18 protein-coding genes are annotated in these 23,695 nt (G+C 71.9%); 5 read left to right on the top strand and 13 right to left on the bottom strand.

All coding sequences use genetic code 11. The annotated features are described in order from the left end of the window. Positions 1-55: 55 nt before the first annotated feature. From WMF27_RS46600 to WMF27_RS46565, 8 genes are all read right to left on the bottom strand, one after another. A complete protein-coding gene (locus WMF27_RS46600; protein WP_437762420.1) occupies positions 56-1,642 on the bottom strand; it encodes an MSCRAMM family protein in 1,587 nt (528 codons plus the stop codon). Positions 1,643-1,893: 251 nt separating this feature from the next. Next, positions 1,894-2,397 carry a hypothetical protein gene (locus tag WMF27_RS46595; RefSeq protein ID WP_437762421.1) on the bottom strand — a complete coding sequence of 168 codons (504 nt, stop codon included), beginning with the start codon at positions 2,395-2,397 and terminating at the stop codon, positions 1,894-1,896. A 770-nt stretch (positions 2,398-3,167) separates the two neighbouring features. Then, positions 3,168-6,503: a DVUA0089 family protein gene (locus WMF27_RS46590; RefSeq protein ID WP_437762422.1), complete on the bottom strand. Its 3,336-nt coding sequence runs from the start codon at positions 6,501-6,503 to the stop codon at positions 3,168-3,170. 159 nt (positions 6,504-6,662) lie between these two features. Beyond that, positions 6,663-7,304: an NAD(P)-dependent oxidoreductase gene (locus WMF27_RS46585; protein WP_437762423.1), complete on the bottom strand. Its 642-nt coding sequence runs from the start codon at positions 7,302-7,304 to the stop codon at positions 6,663-6,665. A 102-nt stretch (positions 7,305-7,406) separates the two neighbouring features. Further along, entirely contained in the window at positions 7,407-8,180 is a 774-nt protein-coding gene (locus WMF27_RS46580; protein WP_437762424.1) for an endonuclease/exonuclease/phosphatase family protein, read from the bottom strand. A gap of 194 nt (positions 8,181-8,374) precedes the next feature. Then, positions 8,375-8,941, bottom strand: a complete 567-nt coding sequence (locus WMF27_RS46575; RefSeq protein WP_437762425.1) for a cytochrome c maturation protein CcmE — start codon at positions 8,939-8,941, stop codon at positions 8,375-8,377. Positions 8,942-9,229: 288 nt separating this feature from the next. Then, a complete protein-coding gene (locus WMF27_RS46570) occupies positions 9,230-10,801 on the bottom strand; it encodes an RNA polymerase sigma factor (RefSeq protein ID WP_437762426.1) in 1,572 nt (523 codons plus the stop codon). Between the two features lie 106 nt (positions 10,802-10,907). Next, a complete protein-coding gene (locus WMF27_RS46565; RefSeq protein ID WP_437762427.1) occupies positions 10,908-11,561 on the bottom strand; it encodes a sigma-70 family RNA polymerase sigma factor in 654 nt (217 codons plus the stop codon). A 481-nt stretch (positions 11,562-12,042) separates the two neighbouring features. Here WMF27_RS46565 and WMF27_RS46560 point away from each other — a divergent pair, with 481 nt between their 5' ends. After that, entirely contained in the window at positions 12,043-13,131 is a 1,089-nt protein-coding gene (locus WMF27_RS46560; RefSeq protein WP_437762428.1) for a hypothetical protein, read from the top strand. 157 nt (positions 13,132-13,288) lie between these two features. Here WMF27_RS46560 and WMF27_RS46555 read toward each other — a convergent pair whose 3' ends face one another. Then, a complete protein-coding gene (locus WMF27_RS46555) occupies positions 13,289-14,365 on the bottom strand; it encodes a hypothetical protein (RefSeq protein ID WP_437762429.1) in 1,077 nt (358 codons plus the stop codon). Positions 14,366-14,615: 250 nt separating this feature from the next. Beyond that, positions 14,616-15,389 (bottom strand): phosphoenolpyruvate--protein phosphotransferase, encoded by a 774-nt coding sequence (locus WMF27_RS46550; RefSeq protein WP_437762430.1) that lies wholly within the window; start codon positions 15,387-15,389, stop codon positions 14,616-14,618. A 518-nt stretch (positions 15,390-15,907) separates the two neighbouring features. Between WMF27_RS46550 and WMF27_RS46545 the strand changes: the two genes are divergently transcribed. Continuing rightward, positions 15,908-16,252 (top strand): hypothetical protein, encoded by a 345-nt coding sequence (locus WMF27_RS46545; protein WP_437762431.1) that lies wholly within the window; start codon positions 15,908-15,910, stop codon positions 16,250-16,252. Here WMF27_RS46545 and WMF27_RS46540 read toward each other — a convergent pair. Together WMF27_RS46540 and WMF27_RS46535 are read right to left on the bottom strand one after the other, a co-directional pair. After that, the gene (locus tag WMF27_RS46540; protein ID WP_437762432.1) at positions 16,243-16,791 is read right to left on the bottom strand and encodes a DUF2726 domain-containing protein; all 549 of its coding nucleotides are present in this window, start codon (positions 16,789-16,791) and stop codon (positions 16,243-16,245) included. The genes WMF27_RS46545 and WMF27_RS46540 overlap by 10 nt on opposite strands. A gap of 145 nt (positions 16,792-16,936) precedes the next feature. Continuing rightward, a complete protein-coding gene (locus tag WMF27_RS46535; RefSeq protein WP_437762433.1) occupies positions 16,937-17,206 on the bottom strand; it encodes a hypothetical protein in 270 nt (89 codons plus the stop codon). A gap of 229 nt (positions 17,207-17,435) precedes the next feature. Between WMF27_RS46535 and WMF27_RS46530 the strand changes: the two genes are divergently transcribed. Next, positions 17,436-20,834 (top strand): hypothetical protein, encoded by a 3,399-nt coding sequence (locus tag WMF27_RS46530; protein WP_437762434.1) that lies wholly within the window; start codon positions 17,436-17,438, stop codon positions 20,832-20,834. Here the strand turns inward: WMF27_RS46530 and WMF27_RS46525 are convergent. Then, positions 20,802-20,981 (bottom strand): hypothetical protein, encoded by a 180-nt coding sequence (locus WMF27_RS46525; protein WP_437762435.1) that lies wholly within the window; start codon positions 20,979-20,981, stop codon positions 20,802-20,804. The genes WMF27_RS46530 and WMF27_RS46525 overlap by 33 nt on opposite strands. Positions 20,982-21,076: 95 nt before the next feature. On the opposite strand from WMF27_RS46525, the gene WMF27_RS46520 reads away from it, so the two are divergent. Both WMF27_RS46520 and WMF27_RS46515 read left to right on the top strand, forming a co-directional pair. Further along, on the top strand, positions 21,077-22,240 hold the full coding sequence (locus WMF27_RS46520) for an acyl-CoA dehydrogenase family protein (RefSeq protein ID WP_437762436.1): 1,164 nt from the start codon (positions 21,077-21,079) through the stop codon (positions 22,238-22,240). Between the two features lie 235 nt (positions 22,241-22,475). Further along, positions 22,476-23,666, top strand: a complete 1,191-nt coding sequence (locus WMF27_RS46515) for a glycosyltransferase (RefSeq protein ID WP_437762437.1) — start codon at positions 22,476-22,478, stop codon at positions 23,664-23,666. The last annotated feature ends 29 nt before the right edge of the window (positions 23,667-23,695 follow it).

Here is a 23,695-nt window from a genome sequence, read left to right as displayed (position 1 = left end):
CGTCCAGGAGGCTCCGCCTCCGGACAGCCGGGAGATCGCGCTGGCGCTGCGCTCGCTACCGCAGCGGGAGCGGGGCCTCCTTGCCCTTCATGCTGGGCAGGTCGGTCACCTGGAGATCCGCCGTCGTGACCTCGCCCGCATTCACGTGCACGCCGGTCCCGATGCTCGTCGACTCGACGTTGACGATGTAGCCGCCGGTCGGGAGCCCGGACGCGCGGAACGAGCCGTCCTCCGCGGTGACGGGGTAGAACATGCCGATCGCGCCGTCGTCCCCGATCTGGGTGGCCATCATGAGGCGAGCCCCCGGGAGCGGCTTGCCGCCCACCGTGACGCGGCCGCGGATCTCCCCGGTGCCCCGGGGCGCAAAGGAGATGTCATGCTGCGTGGTCTTCCCGTCCTCGATGCCGACCGCCGCGAGCATCACCTCCTCGCCTCGCCGCATCATGACGCGGAGCTCGCCCGGAGGGATCTGGTCGAAGTGGAAGGCGCCATCCTCGTCGCTCACCGTGTTCACGAAGCCGATCGGGCGGTGCATGAGCGTGAGCCGGGCGCCGGCGACGGGCTTGCCCTCGGCGTCTCGCGCCACCCCGGAGAGGCTGCCGCCGGGCGACATCACGAGCTTCACCGGCTTCAGGCCGTCGCAGCCCGCGACCTCGATCTCGGTCGAGCTCACGGCGTTGCTGCCGTCGTAGCCGCGGACGACGATCGTGCCCTTCGGCACGTGCGGCAGGCTGAAGGAGCCGTCGTCCTCGGTCTGCGCCTGCGCGGCGGCCTCCATGGACAGGCTGCTCAGCTCGCCGACGGCGAAGAGCGACTCGGCGTCCACGTACACCCCGGGCAGCGGGGCGCCGGACGAGTCCACCGCCTGCCCGCTCAAGGTACATCCCGTCGAGAGGGTCAGATCCATCTTCTCGACGTCCCCGGCGCGCACGTTGACGTTCGTCGAGAACGCGGGCGCGAACTCCGCCGCCGTCGCCCTGACGACGACGTCCCACGAGGGCAGCTGATCGACGCGGAACGAGCCGTCCGCGCTCTCGAACGTGCGAGAGAACAGGGGCGGCGTCGCCGGCGTCTCCGCCGTCACGGCCGAGAGGACGTCGATCGAGAAGCGGCGCACGGGCTCGCCCCGCTCGTCCAGCACGCGCCCCTCGATGACGCCGCTCTTCGGCAGCACGAGGCTCACCGCCTCGCCGGGGCGCGCCGTGGTCGACGTGGTCCCGTACCCATCGACGCTCGCGCTCAGCTGATAGGTGCCGTCCGGGAGCGTGAGCTCGAACCGCCCGCCGTCGTCGCTCTTCACGGAGCCCGCGGTCGAGAGCACGTTGCCGGCGACCTCGAAGGTCATGGCGACGACGGTCGCTCCGGCGAGGGTGTTCCCGTCCGTGCCATAGACGAGGCCGCTGATGGTGGGCCGCGCCTCCTCCTTCGCCGCCGGCGCCGGGCCGCGCACGAGCGCCCTGTTGCGGTAGCGGACGTGCTTCTCGGCCCCGGCGGCCGGGACCCTCGCCCCGGCGGTCTGCTCGTCCCCGGAGCGGAAGGCGAGGAAGAGGGCGACGCCGGCGAGGGCGGCCAGGAGCAATCCGGCGGCGATCCACGAGGGCCGGCGCGAAGGGTTCCGTTGCGACGAACTCGGTTGCATCATTGTTCCTCCAGACAAGTTGACCTGGCTAGAGCCCTCGAGCCGGGAGCTCGGCAGAGGCGGAGAAGAGAAAGGGGCAACCGGCGTTCCGCCGGCGCCCCCTCCTCAATCCGCACGACGCGATCGACGAGCGCCTCCCCGACCTGCCCGGGGCCGTTACTAAGGGCTTTCTGCAGGGAGGCTCTCGCCGATCGGTCGGACGCCGGGCGCCGTCTCAGAGCCCAGTGAAGACCGGTCTCAAAAGCACGCCGTCATCAGTAGCAGTGCGGGGCGTACGTGACCGGCACGGGCATCGACAGCGCGGAGTAGAACTGAATCGTGGCCTTGATCGTGCCGGTGAAGTCGTCCTCCATCCCGACGAAGTTGCAGATGGGCGCCTTCTGGAGCCGTGAGGTGATGCCGGAGCTGGGCGGGAACGCCACGGTGTTGGGCGAGATCGGCACAGAGGGCAGGAGCGAGATGCTCCCGTCCGTGAAATAGAAGGAGTTCCAGTCGCAGTCGTTGCTCCCGATCGTCGTCGCCTGGCGAAGGAACATGTTGGCGGCGACGGCGGCGCCCGGGGCCGCCACGACTCCCCACTTGCACACGTAGCCGCACTCATCGTTGAACGGGGTGCCCGCCTGCTCTGCCAGCTGGCAGACGGTCGTACCGACCGGCACCTTCCTCAGGCCGGTCTTCATCGAGACGTTGTAGATGCAGTCGTTCCGGATGGCGAAGGCGCTGCCCGAGATCGACGTGACGGTTGCGAAAGCGAGCACCCAACGAGCGAAATTCTTCATGAGAAATACCTCCGAGGAATCGAATCTGTGGTGAAGTTTGATGCAGATACCTATCCAGATCGTCACCCAAGGGATGCAATCCCCCGGGGCCAGCGCCAGGAGAGCGGTGCCCCGACGGGAGCGACGCACGTCGTCGTCGTCCCGTCACGGTCACGCTCCCGGAGGAACCCGCCCCGAGGTCATGACGCGAACAACAGGAGACTATTCTCCCCGCGGTCTCACGCAAGCACTTTTGACTGGCATCTTTCCGGTCAAAAACAGGACGGAGTTAGAACCAGGGAGAATACCGGCACTCCTCGACAATAAACTCATGTCCTCTGCCTCGAACGCACCCCGCGGGCTCCTACATCCAGCCGAAGTATCACGCACCCGCGCCGAGAGAGGCGGTGTACGCCGGCGCCGCGAGGCGCGGCCGAAGGCGGGAATCGCCGGGCGGCGCCAGGGCGGGCGCGCGGGCGAGGCACAAGGCAGCTCCGGGCCGCCCCCGGCGCTCGATCCACCTACCGACGCTTGTGGGTATGGCCCCCCCATGCGGCTCCGATGAGCACCGCGGAGCCACACCGCGCGGCGGCGCGACGGAGCGCGGCAGTCTCGCGACGATGGGATATCGAGACATCGAATCAAATCATCGCGCGGCGGCGGGTGCGTCCCGGCCTCCCGGCGGCGCCTGGCGCGCGCCGCCGGGGGCGCGCCGTCCCGGCCGGACGGGGCCACCGGTGATCCCGGACGTCCGGCGGCGTCCGCGCTCGTCAGCGGAGCGTGACGGCCAGCCGGTACGCGAAGAGGGCCGCGGTGCCCGAGGCGCCGGACGCGGCGCGGACGCGGAGGAAGTACCGCCCCGCCGGTAGCGCGTGCGCCCCGGGGTGGCGCGGGGCGTCCCCGGTGCCGTCGAGGATCGAGCAGTTGCCCCGGCCGCCGTCGTCATCGTCCGCGATGAGCGAGCCCGCGGCGTCGAGCAGCGACAGCCGGCTGTCGATCTCGAGCGACTCGCACGCTTCCTCGCCGCCCTCGATGATCTCCGCGCGGATCGACCGGCCCTCCGGGACATCCACGGCGTAGAAGTCGAAATCGTCCGTCGTCCGCGCGCCGGCGATGAACCCGTCGAATCCGACGGATTTGCTCGCGGTGGCGAGGGTGCCATTCGGCTCCTCCTCGGCGCCCGCCGGCGCGAGGATCTTGGCCTGGAGGAGGTAGAGCGGAAATTCCGCGCCGCCCTCGCGCGCCGCGACCTCGACGTCGTGGTCGCCGGAAGGCAACGCCACGACGAGCGCCGAGCATCCGCCGATGCCGCCCGCGTACGCGGTGTCGGAGAGCCCCTCGTCCGTCGCGACCGTCCCGCCCGCCGCGTCGAGCACGCGGAGCGTCGTGAGGAGGCCTCCCGCGCAGTCCGCCGCGGTGCCGTCGAAGACCTCGAGGCGCACGACCGAGGCGACAGGCAAGCTCAGGCGGAACACGTCCCTGTCGCCGCCCGCGGCGAGGCTCGCCGCGAGGAGCGCGTCGCCCGAGATCACGAGCTCGCTCGCCCCGGCCTGCGCGGGGGTGTCGTTCGGCTCGATCTCGGCGGTCACCGCCTCGAGCTGGCAGGCGGGGCTGCACCCGTCGCCGCCCGCGGCATTGCCGTCGTCGCACCCCTCCGGCGCGTCGAGCAGGCCGTCGCCGCAGACCGGGAGCCTCTCGCAGCGGGCGCTGCACCGCGCGCCGCCGTCGCACTCCTCCGCGCCCTCCCTCACGCCGTCGCCGCACGAGGCGTCGAGCGAGACCCGCAGCGTGTAGCGGGCCCCCGGCTGCTCCGGGAAGCCGCTGACCCGGACATGGTATATCCCGGGATCCAGGCGGCGCGCCGCGGCCCCGCCGGGGCTCCTCGAGTCGATGAGCGAGCAGGCGCCGATCCCGCCGTCGTCGTCGGAGGCCAGCACGGTCGCCCCGTCCGGCGAGAGGAGGGAGAGGACCGTGTCGACGCCCTCGGCGCACCGCGCGGGGCCGCTCGAGTCGAAGGTCTCGAGCCGGAGATCGGAGATGGTCGTGAGCCGCAGGGCGAAGAGATCGACATCGCCGTCCGGCTCGATCGCGCCGGACACCAGCGCTCCCGGCGCGACAGCCCCGTTCGCCTCGGCCTCGGCAGGGGTCGAGTTGGGCTCGATCTCGGCGATCGCCCCCTCGATCCGACATGCGGCGTCGCAGCCATCCCCACCTCCGGTGTTGCCGTCGTCGCAGACCTCGGGCTCGTCGATGAAGCCGTCGCCGCACACCGGGACGCGCTGGCACGTCGCCCCGCACGCGGCGCCGCCGTCGCACTCCTCCAGGCCCTCGACCACGCCGTCGCCGCAGAGGGCCGTCGTCCGCGCGCGCACGGTATATGCAACGATGGAGTCTCCCCCATCGTCCTGGACGCGCACGTAGTAGACGCCCGGCGCGGTGACGGCGGCGCGGATCCGGGAGCACCTGGCCTCGCCGCCGTCGTTGTCCTCGGCGATCACGGCGCCGTCGGGCCCGAGGAGCTGCACGACGGTGTCGATGCCGCGGCACGAGGCCGGGCCGGTCGCGTCGAAGGTCTCCACCTCCAGCTCGGCCAGGCCGGGGACCTCGACGGCGAAGAAGTCGAGCTCTCCCGGCGGAGAGATCGACGCGGCGAACAGCGCCCCCGCCGCGGTCGCCCGACCCGCGGTGGCCTCGCCTCGCGCGTCGTTCGGCTCGATCTCCGGGAGGGTCCCCTCGAGCTGGCACGCGGCGCTGCAGCCATCTCCGCCCTCGGTCCCGCCGTCGTCGCACGCCTCGCCGCCGTCGATGGCTCCGTCGCCGCACACCGCGATCCGCGCGCACTCCGAGGAGCACCGCTCCCCACCGTCGCACGCCTCGCCTTCCTCGATCACCCCATTGCCGCAGAGCGAGGTGAAGGCGATGAGGAGGTCGTACCCGGGGATGGATGCGTCGTTGTTGAACTCCTCGACGGTCACATAATACGTGCCCGGCTGGAGCCGTGTCGCCCTGTCGTCGACGCTCCAGTCGATGAGCGAGCAGGCCTCGGGGCCGCTGTCGTCGTCGCTCGCCAGCACCGTCGCGCCGTCCACGTCGAGCAGCTGGAGGAAGGTGTCGACGCCCTCGGCGCACGCGTTCAGCCGCCCGGGGCTGAACGTCGCGAGCTGGACGTCCGCGAGGCCCGGCACCTCGAAGGCGAAGACGTCGAGTTCGCCGAGGGGCTCGATCGCCGCCGAGACGAGCACGTTCGGCCGGAGCACGGCGCGCCCGCCCGCCTCCGCCGCGGTGTCGTTCGGCTCGACCTCGGGAGAGCGGAGCTCCAGCTCGCACGCGGCGCTGCAACCGTCACCGCCGGTCGTGTCGCCGTCGTCGCAGAGCTCCGGATCCTCCAGCACGCCGTCGCCGCACACCGAGGTATCCAGCGTGAGGGAGAGCGTGTAATCGAACGTCGCGGGCTCCGCTTCAGGGGAGATCTGCACCCGGACGAAGTACTCGCCAGGGCTCAGCTTGCGCAGCGCCAGGAAAGAACAATAATTGTCGTCGGCGACATCGTCGTTGTCCTCGATGCTCGCCAGGCTCGCGTCGAAGATCGTCACATGGGTGTCGACGCCGAGCGAGCTGCACGTCGTGCCCAGCGGGCCATCGAGCGTCTCCGCCTTGATGCGCCCGACCGACCCCTCGGGGACGGTCACCGAGAACACGTCCACGTCGGATCCGGGGTCGATGAACGCGCGGATCCGACCGCCGGGCGCGATGGCGAAGGCGTCGTTGGCCGAGGCGAATTCGTCGTTCGGCTCGACCTCGCAGCCGGGCTCGACCTGACACGCGCGCGAGCAGCAATCGCCGTCCTTGTCGCCGCCGTCGTCGCAGGTCTCCGCGCCGCCCTCTCCGCCGCTGCCGCCTTCTCCGCCGTTACCGCTCTCTACGCTGCTGCCACCTTCGCCGCTGTTACCGCTCTCTACGCTGCTGCCGCCCTCTCCGCCGCTGCCGTCGACTGCGGGCGCCTCGATCTTGCTGCGGTCCGCTGCGACGAGCAGCTCGCACCCGGTCAGGGCAATCGGCGCCAGACCGAGGAACCATGGGAGAGCCGTCCTGGGAAAGGAGATCATGTATTCTGAGGCCTCTGCTCGGCAGCGTCGCGAGGATCACGGCGATCGCGCCATTCGTGGCGATCACCGCAGGCGCGCCGCAGGCTGGCCACGACGGCGGGGGCGGCAGCAGACCGATGCTCCGCGGCTGCGTCAAGAGATGACGACCGCGCCGCGTCCTCAGTACGTCACGACGATCGCCTTGTGGAGGTACTCTTCGCTCTCCAGCTGGGAGAGCATGAAATACGCCAGGTCCTCGCGCGAGATCGTGGGGCCGCCGAAGAGGTAGCCCTCCGGCGGCGAGGGGTCGACTTCGGCGCGGCACTCCTTGGTGAGCCGCCCGTCGGTGAGCTTGGGGACGCGCACGACGGTCCAGGCCACATCGCTCCGGCGGAGGGCCTCTTCCATGCGCAGCATGTCGGAATACCTGTTGCGGAGCATCGGCTTGACCAGGAGCCGGAACCAGAGCGCAGGCTGCTGCTCCTCGCCGATGCCCGCGGCGGTGACGGCGATCAGGCGGCGGACGCCGTGCTCCTTCATCGCGCGCAGGACGTGGACGATGCCGTCCGAGTAGACGCGCGTCGGGCCCAGGCCGCGCGACCCCAGGGCCGAGAGGACGGCGTCGTGGCCGGACACGGCGCGCGACACCTGCTCGGCATCCATGATGTCGCCGCGGAGCGCGCGCAGCCGCTCGTGGTGCGGGACAGGGATGGTGGCGGGCGTGCGCGCGAATGCCGAGACCTCGTGTCCAGCCTCCAGCGCCTGACGGATCAACGCGGCGCCGGTGCCGCCGGTCGCCCCCAGGATCAGCAGCCTGCTCATGTGCCGCCAGCCTACCCGGTCCGCCGCAGCGGGTACAATTTGCGCGCGAATGCCTCACCCATCGAGATCTGCTGGAGATCCGGGCGAGCGGGGACTCGCCCTTCAGGCGCCGAGCCGCAGCCACGCGGCCACACCGTGGTGATCCGAGCCGGAGAACGGCGCCCGCTCGCAGCGCGTGATCGCCCACCCTTCGCCCGGTTGAACGAAGACATAATCGATGCGACGCAGCGGCAGGCCCGCGGGCCAGGTGCCGCCCGCCTTGCCGGGGTGCGCCTGTGTCCAGGCGTCGCGCCAGGAGCCGTTTCCGGCGCTCGCCTGGAGATAACAGACCGCCTCCTCGCTGGGGAGCGCGTTGAAGTCGCCCATCAGCACGGCGCCTTGGCTCCCCGACTTCTGGCGCTCGCGCGCGGCGAAGCCCACGAGCTCGCGCACGGTGCGCGCCCGCGCGCGCTTCGACAGCGAGAGGTGCGTGACGAGCACGTCGACCACCGCGCCGGCGTGGCGGATCGCGGCGCGCAAGACGACGCGCTGGCTGTCGCGCTCGAACGGATCGTCGCGATCGAGCGTGAGCGCCTCCACGGAGTGGTCGAGCACCTCGATGTCCTCCCGACAGAGCAGCGCGACCCCCTCGCACTCGCCGCTCGCGGCGACCCTGCCCGGCGCGAACCAGGCCCGGTATCCGCCGGCGAGCCGCGAGAGCTCCCCGGCCTGGCCGAGGTCGCCGCTCGCCGCCGGCGCGTGCACCTCCTGGAGCCCGAGGAGGCAAGGGCGCAGATCGCCGATGAGCCTGGCAAGCATCGTCCGGCGCCGCTCCCAGAGGGCGACTCCCCCCCAGATGTTCTGCGTCAGGACGACGAGATCGCGATCGTGGCTCAAATGCCTCCTCCTCGGGCGTCGGTCCGGGGATGTCTCTTAACCAGCTCGTCGAGGAGGCTCAAGGTCCCGCGAGCGAGCCAGTCGGCGGCCTGACGGGGAGCGGGGAGCGGGATCCGGGCGTGTCGGCGCCGCGCGCGGCGGCGCCTTCGGGCGTGTCGGCGCCGCGCGCGGCGGCGCCTTCGGGCGGGGAGCGCTCAGTTGAGCGAGAGCGGGCCCGCGCCGGGCTGGGCGCCGCCCTTCATCTCGTGCGAGTTGGGATCGTACTTCGAGGTGCACTTGGCCATCACGAGGCTCGCCTCGAAGTCGCCGCCCTGCGAGAGCGCGCCCTCGACGGTCACCTGGACGCCGCCGCTCGGGACGTCGCGGAAGGTGTCGGGGATGACGCACTGGGCGTAGCGCACGGGCAGCGCCGCCTGCGTGCCGTGGATCTGGAAGCGGTACTCGCAGGGCGAATCGCGCTTGACCAGCGTGCCGGGCACGAGCTCGCCCTCGACCCGGACCTTGCGGCCGGCGAGCTTGTCCTTCGACGCGAGCAGCTGGTCGACCGGCGTCGCGTAGACGGCCGCTTCCTTGAAGCCGACAAGGAACAGGGCGACGAGCGCGCCCACCATGACGAGCAGCGTCGCCAGCAGGCCGAGGCTGCGCGACGGGCGCGCCTTTGGCGCCGGGCTCGTCGCGGCCGGCTTCACCACCGCGGGCGTATCCTGCTGCTCTGCGAGAGACAGCGCCTGGGCCAACTCGTCGTCCAGCTTCTTGCTCATCGTGGATCCTTCACGCACAGGCTAGCCCGCGCCCCACGGCCGGTCGAGCACCACCTGCACGACCTCGGGCCCGGCCGGCGGCGTCCTCGGGCCGCGGCGGACAGCCCGACCGGAGATCTCCCTCGCGAGCGGACCCGACGAACCCGTGCGCCCGCTCGCGGAGGGTCGAAGCGTCGGCCGTGTCGTCGGACGCGAAGGCCATGCGCGGGCCGCCCGGCCCCCGACGCCCCTGCCGCGCGCGCCCAAGACGCCCCTGCCGCGCGCGCCCAAGAGGACGCTGCGTGGGCTTCATGGGCTGTTCAATGCCGCCTCGATGGCGGGGAGAAACACGGCGTGAGGGAACGCCGCGCGGAACCGCTCGGCCAGCGCGCGGGCGTCCGCTCGCCGCCCGGCCTGGACGAGGGCCTGGATGGCCAGCGCCTCGCGCAGCTCGGCTCTCGGGCTGCGCGGGTAATTCCGCTCGTGCAAAGCCAGCACGTCGAGCGCCTCTGTCGCCTTCCCTTCGCTGAGCGCAAGGCCGGCGCTGCTGAGCAAGGCGCTCTCCCCGGTCGTGTCGTGTTCGCTGGGCGGAGCCGCCTTGCGAGAGGGGGCGCGCGACGGCGCCGCGGCCGTCATCGCCACGGCCGTCGGGGGTCCAGCGTTCACGAGGGTGTCGGCCACGGCGAGCCCGCCTGCGGCGCTCTCACCGCGCCCGGCCCCGGCGCGCTCGGCTCGCTCGGACGCTGCGCCTTCGACCTCGGCGCGGACGGACACCACGGGCGCCACAGCAGGCGCCGGGAGCGTGGCATAGACCAGGCCGGCGCCCACCCCGGCTCCCCCGAGGAACAGCGCCGCGCATGCCTTGATGAGCCTCGATCGCGCGATCGTGATGACCGGCGGCGAGCGCCCCTCCCCGGTGGCGGCGGCGGCGGCCTCCACCGCGTTCCCGGGACGGCGCCGGTGGGGCGACGTAGCGCCTGCATCGGGCTGTGTTGCAGGGCTGCCGGAGAGGCTGTCCGCGCCGCGGGCCAGCCCTCCTGTCGAGGCGAGCGACCGCTGGAGCCGCGCCCAGAGCGGCCCGGCGAGGTCCTGCGAAAGGCGAAGCCGGATCCCGCCTGCGTCGAGCAGCAGGGGTCTGTCGGCCAGGGCGAACGGCGCCAGGGCGAAGCGCAGGCGACGAAGGCCGAGCGCGTCCGGGTCTTGCGCGGAGAGTCGTTTGACCGCAGCCGTGAACTCGCTGCGAGCGCGTCTCAGCCGATCCCATGCTGTGTTCACCGGGATCTGGAGGGCCTGCGCGATGTCGCGCATGTCGCTCCCCTCGAGGTCGTAGAGCACGAACACCGCGCGTCGTTCCCTCTCGATGCGCTGGATGAGCTCGCGGACGATACGCTGGGTCTCGGCCTGTGCGACCCGGCGCTCCGCGTCGAGCCCTGGGTCCGCGAGCTCGATGGGCTCGGAATCGTCGAGCGCCAGCAGCTCCCGCTGGTTCCGGGCGAGCTGCAGATGGCGAAGGGCGACATGCGCGCTGATACCCGCGACCCACGATTTGAGCGACAGGCGAGGATCCTGGTCCTCGAGGCGGCGGTGAACGACGAGAAACACCTCATGAGCGACATCGTGGAGATCCCGAGACGCGACGCCGACCCGCCAGAGCACCGCGAGGACGTAGGGGAGCAAGGTCTGGTAGACCTCCTCGAACGAGGGCTGCGGGGACGAGCCGGTGGCGGGCGCAGGATCCCGATCGGGCGCGGCAGCGGGCTCTGGGTCGGGTGCAGGCGTCCTCTCCGGGGCGGGCGCGGGCGCCGCCTCCGGGGCGGGTGCAGGCGCAAGCGCCGGGTCGGGCGCAGGAGGGGGCGCTGGGCGTGCTCGGGGCTCTTTCATGGATAGGTAGTCCGGCGACGCCGCCCGGCTCGTTGCGAAATCGTACACGGGCCTGGCGCGACCGGCCGAGCGGGTGCCGAGCGGAGGCCTCACCCCGGCAGCAGCGTCACCGAACAGCCCCCTCACCGAACGGCCGCCTCGGTGAGGCGAGCCTTTCAGCCAGCGCCCTCCTGGCGCGACGCAACCGGCTGGCGGCGGAATTGGGGTTCATGCGGCGTCTTCGTGCCCAGGCGACGAGGCTCAGGGGCCCGGCCCCTGCGAGGAGGACCTCGCGATGGCCGGCAGGGAGCGCGGCGATCTCGCGGAGCGCGGCGCGGGCGAGGAGCGCTCCCTCGATCTCCACAGGCGCCTGGCCGGCGGGCGAGAGGGGCGCGTCGAGCAGGATCTCGCAGCGGACGCAGGCGCTGTCCCGGTAATGGGACACATGGTGCCAGACGATGCCGCGCAACCACCCGCGCAGCGCCGCGCGCGGGTGCCGCCGTGGGTCCGGGCGGTACCTCCGCGCTCGGATGGCTTCCCAGGCGCCGAGGAGCACCGTCTGGAGGAGATCCTCCACGTCGCGAGCGGGAACGTGGAGGGAGCGGAGCAGCGGGGCGACGAACCGCCGCTCGGCCCAGAGGGCCTCGATCGAGGGCGAGACCGCCGGGTGGAGCGCCGCGTTCGGCGCGCTGCGCGCGCGACGGCGCGTCCGGGGTCCCGGCGCATCGGAGGACAGGCGGCGGGCCTCCCGCCGGGGAGGGATCGGCAACGAGGTCTTCATGGGAGCGGTGTCCGGGACTGCCCCGCTCCTCGTTGCACAATCGACCGGCCCGCCTAACCGTGGGGCGCCAGAGCGCTCGTTCTGGCGGCTGGTGGGGGACGGGCGCTCGACGACGGGGACAGGTCGAGCCCTCATGAAGGGCGACGCGGGCTGTCCCCCCGGGCGAAAGATGAGAAAAGGTCCGCGCTCTTCGTAATGCGATCGAGCCGGAGGTGGTCTACCCCGGGGTTGGTCTGGCGGCGCCCTGGGGTCCTCTGGTAGCGTGGCCGCGCTTACCGCGGCGCGCCCTCGACGACGCCGCAGATCATGAGGAGCAGCGATGGCGGCGCAGGCGCGACGTTGGCAGCGTGAGATCGTGGCGGTGTGCTGTGCGAGCACGCTCAGTCTCGGGGTCGGGGTCACTTCCGGCGGATGCGGGTCGTCGACTGGATACATATGCCCGTGGGATGAGGACCAGGGACCCAAGGGAACGCCTTGTGAGGTGCTCGAGCCCCCCGACGCCGGCGGAGCTGGCGGGTGCGGCGGCGATAACGGCGATGGCGGCGATGACTGCGCGGCCGAGGACGACACGGACGTCGCCATCGCGTCCGATTTCGGCGACCTGATCCCGGCAGCAGAGGTCTGCGCAGGGCAGTGCGTACCGAAGGAGCCGCTCGGGTGGTCCGAGCCCGCGCTGCTCTGGATCGGCTCCCCCGACGGCGTGCCGAGCTGCCCCGCGACCGCGCCGATCGTCGGCTACGAGGGCTACGCGGATTTCGCGGCTCCGGCCCCGCACCAGTGCCCCGCCTGCGCGTGCGACCCACCGGAGGCGACGTGCGAGGTGCCGACGGAATGGAGGGCCTACGCCAGCTTCCCGTGCGGCGGCCCCGAGGCTCCCGCGACCTCGTTCGTTGCCCCGGATGGGTGGGACGGGACCTGCTCCTCGGCGAATGCCGTCGAGGCCGGACGGACATGCGATGGCGCCCCGTGCGTGCAGTCGCTCGCGATCCAGGCGCCTCGCGTGGTCTCCGCAGGTTGCGCACCGAGGGTCGCGGAGGCGCCGGAGAGCCCCGACGAGCCCGCGACGGCGGGGAGCTTCGCGATCGTCGCCCGGGCGTGTACCGGCAACGCGTCCCCCCCGTGCGCGGATCCGGGCATGACCTGCACGCCGGCGCCGCCGATCGGCGACGCCGCGCCACCGGAGGGATTTCTCACGTGCATCCACCACGAGGGAGAGCGGGACTGCCCCGCCACGTACCCGGACCGGCACGTCTTCTACGCCGGTGTGGAGGACACACGCGGCTGCGCGCCTTGCGGCTGCGCCGAACCCACCGGAGCAACGTGCAGCGTCCTGGCCTCCGCGTTCAGCGACGAAGGGTGCTCGCAGCTCGTCGCGGGCCAGGTGATCACCTCCGAGGCCTCCGACTGCGGGACCGTCGCTTCCGGCACGGCGCTCGGAAGCAAGTCGGTCCGCGTCGTCAGCCTCGATCCCGGACGATGCGAACCATTCGGCGGCGAGCCGGTCGGCAACATCGCGCCGACCGCGGTGGCGACGTTCTGCTGTCACCGTACCAGCGCTGTACCGGCCTGAGTCGGCGGCTCGTTCCGCGCGCAACAGCCGCCTCTCCAGGGGGCGGCAGGCCACGAGGGGCGCGCCTATGCCCCCCGCGCTCCGCACGCGCTCGCAACCGCCTCGTGAGAATCGCTCCCGCAGGCGCGTCCGATGCTTCGTGAAACCGCACGGAGGCTCAGAAGAAAGCGACCAGGCGCAACGCCACCGTCTCCGAGACGGGCGCCACGGACCACCCATCGCCATGGAGCGGTCGAATGTGCGTCCGATGTATGTTGATCAAGACGTCGCCGCTGACCTGCCCAGCGAGGCGGGCCGAAAGCGGCACCTCCAGCCCTGCACGAAACCCGAGCCCTGCGTAGGGCATTGCGAACTCCCTGCCGGTGCTCTCCCTGACGTTCCACAGCCCGCCTGCCGTGGCGAGCGCGCAGCCGAAGAACCAGTCCGCGTGACCGCAGGGAACCACTGAGCCGCTCAGCCCCGACACGCCGATGGTCCAGCCGCGGTAAGGCTCGCCGTCGATCGGGAGATCCCCTCGGGCCTCCAGCGAGAGCGAGAACCTCTCCCAGCGGGCGCCGGCGAACCCCGAGAACCCGACCGCCACAGAGGGCGCCACGCCGGCGCCGAGCAGCACCCCGGCGCCCAGCTGGAGGCGCGGGCGATCCGGTGGCGGCCTCGGCCGCGGAACGGGTCGGGCTGGCGCCGCGACCGGGTGGGGCGGCTTCGACGCCGGCGCCTTGGGCGGCGCTTCCGGCGAAACGGGTGAAGCGGCGCCCCCCGGCCCCGACGGGGGCGGCGGCCCTGCTGAAGGCGAGGTGGGAGCGCTCCCCGGTGCGGGCCCTGGTGGCAGCAACGGGCGCATGAAGGCGCTGAGGGAGAGGCCGATGTCCCCCACGAGCACGCCGCAGATCGGGCTCGAATGCTCCTGGCGGCCGAGCGCCCGGCCATCGCGATCATGAAGCGCGATCTCTCCCTGGAACGCCGTCCCCTTGCGCCGGATGACCACCTCGATGTGCCACGCGCCGTCGCTCACGAACGGGTCGACCCCGCCGAGCTGGCTCGCGACGATCTGCCGGAGGCTCGGCTCCTCGGGGCACCCCTCCGTGCCAGGCCCCCGCGTGTAGGACAGGCGCGCGCCGCGCGGCGCGACCTGCGCGAACACCGAAGGCGCCGCCAGGACGAGCGCCGCGGCGAGCGACAGCGCGGCGCGTTTCATCCTCCGGATCCGGCCCCGGGCGAGGAGCGGTCCGGACATGAGCGGAGCTCCCTCATCCGTCGTCATCCGTACGATTTCCGGAAAGGTCCCCCGGATTGTTGCGAAATCGTGCGCCGGCGCCGAAATAAGAATGCACGGGGTTTACCGGCGACATTTCCCCCGAACCTGAGAGAGATGTCACCTGGGATCGGGACGGGAGCGGCGTTGCGAGGTGACCGGCGAACGGCGCCGTCCTCGCGCGATGGGTGGGATGGCCGGTCGCGCGCCGGCGGGCATGCGAGGAGCAGCGCTATCCGATCGGCTCAGGCTCGGGCTCAGCCTTCTTCCTGGCGCTGGCGGCGCGGGCCCGCTGGTCGGCGCGCCGCTCCTCTTCGGCCACGCCCTCGTATGGCGAGAGCAGCCGGTCGCGGAGGAGCGCGTGTGTCTCGTCCTTGTCGTCGTCGTACTCGGCGTGGGCCTGGACCAGGAGCGTGCCGTAGGCCTCGTGCCACGCCTCGAGCGCCTTGATGGCCGGATCCGCGGCTTTCGCCTCGGTGACGCCGAGCTTCTTGCCGTACAGCTCCGTCCAGCGCTGGAGGCGGCCTACCTCGGCCGAGAGGCCGAGACGCTCGACCGCCGCCTTCACCTCCTTGCCGTCGAGCGCCTTGATCATCGCGCTCATGCGCACCCACTGCTGGGAGTAGACGAGGCGGAGGAAGTCGGTGCCCGACGACAGCACCTCCGAGCGCACCAGCAGCGCATCGCGACGGCGCGCCGCCTCGTCATCGGTCAGCGGCAGGATGTCGTCGTGATCGAACGTGCGCTCGATGCTGGCGAGCTGGCTGCTGAACCCTCCGATGCACCGGTCGGTGCCGCGATCGATCTCCACCATCGTGGCGTCGAGGCTCCCCAGCGCCTCGAGGGCCTCGGTGGACGCGATGACGGACTGGACCGCTGCGTCGACCTTGGCAGCGAGCTTGATCTTCTTCGCCTTCAAGGCCTCCCGGTGAGCGGCGAGCTTCGTACCTGCAACAATACACCCGCTCTGCGTGAGCCGGCGGGCGAGAAATGCGGCTTTTCCCATCAGACCTGGCTATCGGCCTGGCGATGACCCGGCAAGGCGGCAGCACGGTATCGACGCACCGCAGCATGCCGGCCGGCGTCCCCCCACGCCCCGCCGCACGCCGGCTGGCGTCCCCCCACGCCCCGCCGCACGCCGGCCGGCGTCCCCCCACGCCCCGCCGCACGCCGGCCGGCGTCCCCCCACGCCCCGGCGCACGCCGGCCGGCGTCCCCCCACGCCCCGCCGCACGCCGGCGGGCGTCCCCCCCCACGTGCCGCCGGGTGGAGTCCGGCGTCGCTGGCCTTCCGAACCCCTGAGGCGCGGCCCCAATCGCACTGACCGTGGATTCTCAGGCGGCTCGGTCGGGAAGACTGGGATCCTGGCTGCTGCCATGTGGCCGCCGCTGGAGACGGATCTCTGATCAGCAAGCACGGCATTGCCCGCGGCTTCGACGGCTCCGAGATCGCCAAGAGGTCGGCAGGGCCAGTCGACAGGGGGTCGGACGGTTCAGGAACGCGAGGAGCACGCTCTGCCAACGCTATGCGAGCTCCGAAGCGCATACGTTGTCCTGAACGATCGGATCATCAGATCCACTCGCTTCATGTCGATGAGCCGAGCATCCCCGGAAAGCACGCGCTGAAGCTCGTGGTAGATGTCGAAGATGACGATCTGTTCGAGCGCATCGCCGAGCAATACCGGAAAACTCTGGTTACGCATGCCTGTTGTGACGCAAACCGCTCGGCCGTGAGTGACCTCCAGAAAGCAGATGGCATGATAATCGCCCTTGGAGTCGGCTCCGATGATGAAACTCGGTGCCGGATCAAGACACTTGCCGGCTTCCGACAACGCTCGTATTTCCTGCTGGATGTCGAGCGTCAGCCATAGGGGGAATCGTCGCTTATGATCCGACCATGTGACGAAAAAAAAACTGGCTCAAATGGCTCGTCCCATGGAACGAGCCCGTTCTCTTGAGCATCCTCAAACGCCTGGGCAGCAAACCAGACGTCCACGAACCAGCTCAGCAGATCCATGCCGCGGTACTTCTTGGTCAGGTGCCGGGAGTTGATGCGTAGGAGGGGAAACTGGAACCGCTCGCAGAGCGCGTTCTTCTTCACGTCCCGCCGCTTCTGTTCCTCGTACCGGTGAGAGGCGCCATCGAACTCAACCGCGAAGAGAGGGATGCTGGCGCGGTCAACAACCACGAAGTCGAAGTGGGCCTGGAGGGCATAACGGAAGAGCTCGAATGGCAGGCCGCTACCCTCGATGGGCAGGACCTCCTTCAGTCCGACCTTGGGGCACACGCGGGCGCCGAGCCTGCTGCACGCCTCTTGGAGCCTGGCGTCGGTGACCTTCTCGTAGTCGTCGACCAGGAGCCGCTTGAACGTCGGGGGCTTCGACGCGTCCTTGGGGAAGGGGTCGGACATCCCGGGCAAGCCTACCACGGGTACGGCCGGGCAGCCTGGACCTGCGGACGAAGCCAGAGGAACGTCTACGACCCGAGCCGCTGGTCGACAGCTTCACGACCCCACGCCGCAAGCTTCGGTCCGTCGAGCGGCTCATGTTCAGGAATCAGGGAGGTAGCGCGTCATAAGCGGCGCGAACGCGGTTCCCTTTCCTCTTGATGCTCAGGACTCGTATGGCGGAAATCTCGGACAGCGCTCGCACGTGGGTTCCACCGCAAGGTATCGGTGGGAAGTCCCCGATCTGGATCGCTCGCGAGCTGTACGGATCCCCCGTCACCTTGACTTCGATGGGTTTCGAGAGGAGCTCTCCCAGGCGCGTCGAGAGCTCTGTGGCCACTCGCACGACGGGGCACTCACCTGCGATGAGCTCGGTCACGACGACATTCCCTGTCGCATCGGCCCGCTCTAGATAGACCCTTTTGTAATAGACTCCATCTCCCCTGCACCTCGCCCCCTTGGCGTCCTCTTTGCCATTTCCGGACCAACCGCGAGCGTGCGGACGGCGTCCGCGCTAGGCTCGGCCGCCCCGGGCAGCCACGCGGACAAGGAGACCCGAGCGCGAGCGAAGGATGCGTCGTACCCGATACCCCCTCTCCCCCCGATCTGTGCTCTCTGTCCTGCTCGTACCGCTCGCCTGCGGCGCGGGTGCGTGCTCCGGCGGCTCCCTGCGGGACGCGCCCGCACAGGCCGGCACCGCGGCGCACGCGCCCGGCACCAGCCCGGCCCCGGCGCCGGCCTCGGAGAGCGCGCCGGCGACCAGCGCCGCCACGACCGCCCTGGCGAGCGAAGCTCCCCCCGGCCGCACGCCGCTCGGCACCGCGACGGTGCAGCCGCTCGCGTTCACGATCGAGCCGTCGCTCGACCACCGCTCGGTGCTGCTCCTCTCCAAGCTGTCGTCGGATCGCGCCGGCTGGGTCAGGCGGCTCGACGCTGCCACCGGCGAGCTCGGACCGCCGCACCTGCTCCTCGACGAGGACCTCGCCGGCGCCCACGCCTCCCCGGACGGGACCACCACGCTGCTCACCTCGCAGGACGGCGAGCTCTGCGTGACGGCCATCCTCCCCGGCGAGGCCTCGGCCGCGTCGCGCACGTGCGCCCCGATCCGCGCGCACGCGATGGCCGCCGTGGGCGAGCGCGTCGCGCTGCTCGAGCTCGCCGAGACCGCGCCGCGCGGCAGCGCCACGACATCGGCCCAGCGCGCCGCGCGCGAGCGCTCCGCCGCGGCGAAGCCCGCGCGCAAGGCCCCCGGCCGCAAGGCGACGGTGGCGAAGCCGAAGCAGCCGACAAAGACCTCCGGCGCGAGCGGCAAGGCCACGCGGAAGAAGCGCGGCGAGCACCGCGGGCGCGACGGTCGGCCCGCGAAGACCGCGCGCCCCGCGCCCCGGCCGAAGCGGCCGGACCCGCTGCCCGAGGTCGAGGTGCGGCTCCGCTGGGTCTCGCCGTCCGGAGGGATCGCGGCCACGTCGTCCCCCACCGGGCTGCGCTTCCGGCCGCCGCTCCACGGCATGGGGCTGATCGACGCAGGCGGGCGGCCAGGCGCGATCGACCTCCTGTTTTACGCGGCGAGCTCGAAGAAGACGAGCACGTCGTGGCTCGGGAGCGCGCAGATCGCCTTCGCCTCGCTCGGCGAGGACGGCAAGCTCGATCCGGGCCGGCGCGCCGTCGTGGTCGAGGGCGACCTCGAGTACGGCGCGCTGCGCGGACACCAGGATCCGCGCCTCGTGACGGCGAGCGCAGGCGCCGTGGTCGTCGACGTCACCGGCCGCAACGGGGCCTGCCAGGCGACGCGCGTCGCGCCCTCGCTCCAGCGGCGGGTCGCCGGCGCCGCGCCCAGGGCGGTCTGCGCCGTGGATCCGGCGCGCCTCGCGGACGCGACCCCGGTCACGCCGGCCGAGATCGGCGCGCTCGAGCGCATCGCCGCGAGCGGCGCCCGGCGCGCCCCGGGGCAGCCGGGGTACGATCCTGGCCTCGCCGCGTGGGCGGGAGATCGCGCGTACTTCCAGACGATCTCCGGCGGGCTCTTCTCGGCCTCGCGCGCCGACGGGCAGCCGCGCCGCGAGCCGGACCCGTTCCCGGCGCGGCGCGCGCGCATCGCGTGGGGCGCGCTCGCGACGGACGGCGAGGGGCTCGCCTTCGCCGCGGGGCAGCTCCACCGGCTCGACGCGCGCGCCCTGGTCACCGCGGCGGCGGCGCCGGAGAGCCTCGGCGCAGCGCCGGCAGGCGCCGCCGGCGGCGCGCCGGGCACGCCGATCGGCGAGCCGGAGCGCCCCACCGACAGGCGGCGCGCCGCGCGCATCGGGTCGTCCTGGTGGCTCGCGAGGACCGACGTGGCGCGGCTCCTGCCCGAGCCGCTCGTGGTGCCCGCGCTGCGGGGGCGCGCGCACGAGGACAGCACGGCGCTCGTCGGCGGGCACGAGCGCGGGCTCTTCCTCGAGGTGCTCGGCGACAGGCTCCAGGTCACCGGGATCGACGCCTCGGGCGCGCTCACCGGGCTCGGCGCTCAGGGCGGGCTCGCGCCCGGCGCGCCCGGCGCGCCCGACCCCGACGCCGCAGGCCGCGCGCCGCCCGCCCTCGCCGTCGCGTCGCCGGTGCGCGCGGGGTTCGACGCGTGCGAGCGCCGCGGCGGCGGGGCCATCGTCGCCGGCGTGAGCGCCGCGGATCCGCGCAAGGTCGTGGCGCTCTCGATCGACGCGCTCGGCCGGCCCGGCGCGGCGCGCGCGACCTCGCTGCCGATCGCCGAGGGCGAGCTCGCGGTGCGGCTCGTCGCCCTGCCGGAGGGGGGCGCGCTGCTCAGCGACGCGGCCCGGCGCCACGTGGTGTGGCTGGACGACGAAGGCGCCGAGCTCGCGTCGCGGCCCTGGCCGGCCGACGACACCGGCGCGCTCTGCGTCGACGGGCAGCCCGCGCGGCGCGCGGTCCCGGCCCCGGCGCCGGGCGCCTTCGTGACCGTCCCGGAGCTCGCGGCACCCGGCGCCTGCGTGGTGGGCGATGCGGTCTGGGCCTCCGACGGCAGCCTGCGGTGGTTCGGGAGCGCCGTGAGCGGCCTCGACGCGCAGGCCGAAGCCGGCGTCGCTCGCCCCGCGCTGCCCGCGAGCGCGGGCGCGGCGCGCCCGGCCGCAGGAGAGCCCGCGGAGGCGCCCGGCGCCGCGCTGCCGGGCGCGCCCGCGTGTCCGGCGGACATGGTGGCCGTCGACGGCGGCCGGTTCTGCGTCGATCGCTTCGAGGCGATGCTCGTCGACGGCGCCACCGGACAGGCGCTCTCGCCCGACTACCCGTCGACCCCGAACCTGCTCGAGCTCACCCTCGCCGACTGGTCGACCGGCCTGCGGCGGATCGGCGACGTCCACGCGCGCGCCTTCCCCCTGCCGCTGCTCGCCGCCTGGCAGCGCGGCCGGACGATCGCCGCCCTTGCCCGCTCGCGGTCCGGGGTGCGGCCGAGCGGCTACGTGACCGGCCTCGTGGCCGAGAGCGCCTGCGCCGCGGCGGGCAAGCGGCTCTGCTCGGTCGAGGAGTTCGTCACGGCGTGCCGCGGCGAGGACGACACGCTGTACCCGTACGGCGACACGTTCGAGGAGGGCGCGTGCAATGTCTACCGGCCGGCGCACCCCGCCGCGCTGCTCCACGGCAACGCGTCGATGGGCCACCTGGATCCCCGGCTGAACCGCGTGCGCAGCGCCCGGGAGCCGCTGCTCCGGGAGACGGGCGGGAGCCCGCGGTGCAGGAGCCGCTGGGGCAGCGACGCGGTCTACGATCTCGTGGGCAACCTCGATGAGTGGGTGAACGAGCCGGGCGGAGCGTTCGCCGGCGGCTTCTACGCGCGCTCGACCCGCGCAGGCTGCGAGGCGCTGATCACGGCCCACCCGAGGAGCTACCTCGATTACTCGACCGGTGTCCGCTGCTGCCAGGACGGGCCTTCGCCCCCGGCGACGGCGACGGACGCGCCGCCGGGCGCCCCGGCCGCTCCCGGCGGCTCAGAGCCGCGGCCGCCCGGGCATCTGCCGTAGCATCCCGGTCACGGCGAAGGCGGCGGCGATCACGAGGAGCACGGGGGTCCACGGATGCACGGCCAGCACACCGACCACGGCGAGCAGCCAGGTCAGCAGCGTGACCAGCACCACGCTCCAGAGCACCACATCGGTCCAGCTTCTCATTCGTGCCCCTTTCGATGAAGGTCCGTCCGGGGACGAGGCGAACGGCGTGCCACCCCATCGCTGATGCGCTGCCGCGCGTGCTACGTTGGGCCGCGATGAGCGCGTCATCCTCCGCAATGGCAGGCGATCTGGAAAACCCGACGGAAGAGCACCGGATGCTGCGGCAGATGGTGCGGGATTTCGCCCGTGAGGTCGTCGAGCCGCAGGCCGACGAGCACGACCGGAGCGCCACCCTGAACGTTCCCCTGATGCGGCGGCTCGGCGAGCTCGGCCTGCTCGGCGTGACCGTGCCCTCGGAGCACGGGGGCGCGGGCATGGACGCGGTCGCCGCGGTGATCGTCCACCACGAGCTCGCGAAGAGCGATCCCGGGTTCACGCTCGCGTATCTCGCCCACGCGATGTTGTTCGTGAACAACTTCTTTCACGCCGGCAATGACGAGCAGCGCGCGCGGTACCTGCCGAAGGTGCTGTCCGGCGAGTGGATCGGCGCGATGGGCATGACCGAGCCGACGAGCGGGACAGACGTCCTCGGCATGAAGACGTTCGCCCGGCGCGACGGGGATCGGTACATCCTGAAGGGGCGCAAAGCGCTCATCACGAACGCCCCGGAGGCCCAGATCTTCCTGGTCTATGCGACCATCGAGGGCCGGGTCACGACCTTCGTGGTGGAGCGGGGGTTCCCCGGGTTCTCGACCGACGAGAAGACCCCGAAGATGGGAATGCGGGGGAGCACGATGAGCGAGCTCCTCTTCGACGACTGCGTCGTGCCCGCCTGGAACGTCCTGGGCCAGGAGGGGGGCGGCATCCGCAACATGATGAGGAACCTGGAGCTGGAGCGCCTCACGCTCGCGGCCATGAGCCTGGGTATCGCGGACCGCTGTCTGGAGATCATGATCCAGTACGCCGGAGAGCGGAGGAGCTTCGGCAAGCCCATCGCCGAGCACGGGCAGATCCAGCGCTACATCGCGGAGAGCTACGCCAAGACCGAGGCGGCGCGCGCCCTCATCTACGCGGTGGCGCGCAACGTCACCCCCGAGCGGAGAAACCGGCTCGGGACCGACGCGGCGAAGCTCTTCGCCGCGCCGGTGGGCAAGGAGGTGGCCGACAACGCCATGCAGGTGCTCGGCGGCTGGGGCTACTGCACCGAGTACAAGGTGGAGCGGTTCTTCCGCGACGCCAAGCTGCTCGAGATCGGCGGCGGCACGCTCGAGTCGCACCAGAAGAACATCACCCGCGAGCTGATCGGCCGCATCAGCTGACGCTGCCCGGCCGCGCCGGCGCGCTCGGGCAGTGCGGTCATTTGAACATGAAGGCGGGAAGGCGGGAAGAAAACCCGAATGATCTTCCCGCCTTCCCGTCTTCATGTGGCCCCTCTCGGGGCAAATGACCGCACCACCGCGATGAGGGCCTGTCACGCCTCGGTCGCGAAAAGTCAGCGCTGGATTTGCGGTCCGGCCATCGAGACGCCACGCGCTTCGATCAGCATGGCCATCCATGGATTGGGGAGACCTGGCGACGGTCGCGCCGACGGCGCTGTCATCCATCATCTACGCGACGATCCAAACCTCCTTCCTCTGGAGGATGGCGCGGCACCGGCTCGTGGCGCCGGTCCAAGCGTCGCGGCCGTGCGGGGCGACCCCGTTCGTCAGCATCCTCAAGCCCGTCGCGGGCGTCGACGACGGGCTCGCCGACAACCTCGAATCCTTCGCCCGGCTCGATTACCCCTGTTACGAGATCGTCTTCGGCGTGGCCTCGCGAGAAGACCGGGCGGTGCCGGTGATCCAGGCCTTCATCGCGGCGCACCCCGAGCTGAAGGCGCGGCTCTGCCTGACGGATCCGAGCGAGGCGTTGAACCCGAAGGTGGCGCAGCTCCTCGAGCTCGAGCGCAGGGCCGAGGGCAGCGTCCTCGTCATCTCGGACGCGAACGTGTGTGTCCGTCCGGACTACCTCCGCTCGCTGCTGTCGATCTTGATGCGGCCGGGCGTGGGGCTCGTCTCGAGCGTCGTCGTGGGCACGGGGGAGCGGACGCTCGGCGCGGTGGTCGAGAACGCGCAGCTCGGGGCGTTCATCGCGCCCGGGGTCGTCGCCGCCGCCGAGCTCGCGGGGCGGTCGATCAGCGTGGGCAAATCGATGGCGATGCGGCGGGTCGATCTCGCGCGGGTGGGAGGGTTCGAGAGCGTGGCCCACGTGCTGGCGGAGGACGACATGCTCGGACAGCGCTTCAGCGCGTGCGGGTTCGTGGTCGATCTCTGCCTGGATCCGATCGAGAACCGCAACATGAGCTGCTCTCTCACGCGCATGCTGGATCGACACACCCGCTGGGCGAAGATGCGGCGCACGCTCGTTCCGCGCTGCTTCGCGGCGGAGCCGTTCAACTCGCCGCTGCTCATCGCGTGGCTCACGTTGCTTCTCAACCCGACGGGCCTCGCGCTGGAGATGTGGCTGTTCGCCTGGACGCTCCAGAGCCTGGGGACGTTCCTGGCCCTGAAGATGCTGCGCCCGGCGCGCTCCAACCTGGCGCTGGTGGCGGTGGAGCCGCTCCGGACGCTGTGCTGGTTCTTCTGCTGGCTGAACGCGTATTCGAACCGGCGGGTCTCCTGGCGGGGCAACGCGTTCCACATCGGGCCCGGGACGGCGCTGGTGGCCGCGGACGAGCCGTCTTCCCTGCGATCGCCCGCCAGGTAGCGGGGGCGAGGGATCCCGGGCTGCTCCCC

It is taken from the genome of Sorangium sp. So ce281 (assembly GCF_051527395.1).
Classification (GTDB): Bacteria; Myxococcota_A; Polyangia; order Polyangiales; family Polyangiaceae; genus Sorangium; species Sorangium cellulosum_B.
This window is presented reverse-complemented; position numbering and strand designations above follow the sequence as displayed.

Bases quoted from the DNA above. Each gene is read 5' to 3' on its own strand.
- WMF27_RS46545 (WP_437762431.1), top strand. From the start codon at position 15,908: ATGCGAGCTCCGAAGCGCATACGTTGTCCTGAACGATCGGATCATCAG.
- WMF27_RS46585 (WP_437762423.1), bottom strand. From the start codon at position 7,304: ATGAGCAGGCTGCTGATCCTGGGGGCGACCGGCGGCACCGGCGCCGCG.
- WMF27_RS46575 (WP_437762425.1), bottom strand. From the start codon at position 8,941: ATGAGCAAGAAGCTGGACGACGAGTTGGCCCAGGCGCTGTCTCTCGCA.
- WMF27_RS46570 (WP_437762426.1), bottom strand. From the start codon at position 10,801: ATGAAAGAGCCCCGAGCACGCCCAGCGCCCCCTCCTGCGCCCGACCCG.
- WMF27_RS46600 (WP_437762420.1), bottom strand. From the start codon at position 1,642: ATGATGCAACCGAGTTCGTCGCAACGGAACCCTTCGCGCCGGCCCTCG.
- WMF27_RS46590 (WP_437762422.1), bottom strand. From the start codon at position 6,503: ATGATCTCCTTTCCCAGGACGGCTCTCCCATGGTTCCTCGGTCTGGCG.
- WMF27_RS46565 (WP_437762427.1), bottom strand. From the start codon at position 11,561: ATGAAGACCTCGTTGCCGATCCCTCCCCGGCGGGAGGCCCGCCGCCTG.
- WMF27_RS46540 (WP_437762432.1), bottom strand. From the start codon at position 16,791: ATGTCCGACCCCTTCCCCAAGGACGCGTCGAAGCCCCCGACGTTCAAG.
- WMF27_RS46520 (WP_437762436.1), top strand. From the start codon at position 21,077: ATGAGCGCGTCATCCTCCGCAATGGCAGGCGATCTGGAAAACCCGACG.
- WMF27_RS46525 (WP_437762435.1), bottom strand. From the start codon at position 20,981: ATGAGAAGCTGGACCGATGTGGTGCTCTGGAGCGTGGTGCTGGTCACG.
- WMF27_RS46555 (WP_437762429.1), bottom strand. From the start codon at position 14,365: ATGTCCGGACCGCTCCTCGCCCGGGGCCGGATCCGGAGGATGAAACGC.
- WMF27_RS46515 (WP_437762437.1), top strand. From the start codon at position 22,476: ATGGATTGGGGAGACCTGGCGACGGTCGCGCCGACGGCGCTGTCATCC.
- WMF27_RS46550 (WP_437762430.1), bottom strand. From the start codon at position 15,389: ATGGGAAAAGCCGCATTTCTCGCCCGCCGGCTCACGCAGAGCGGGTGT.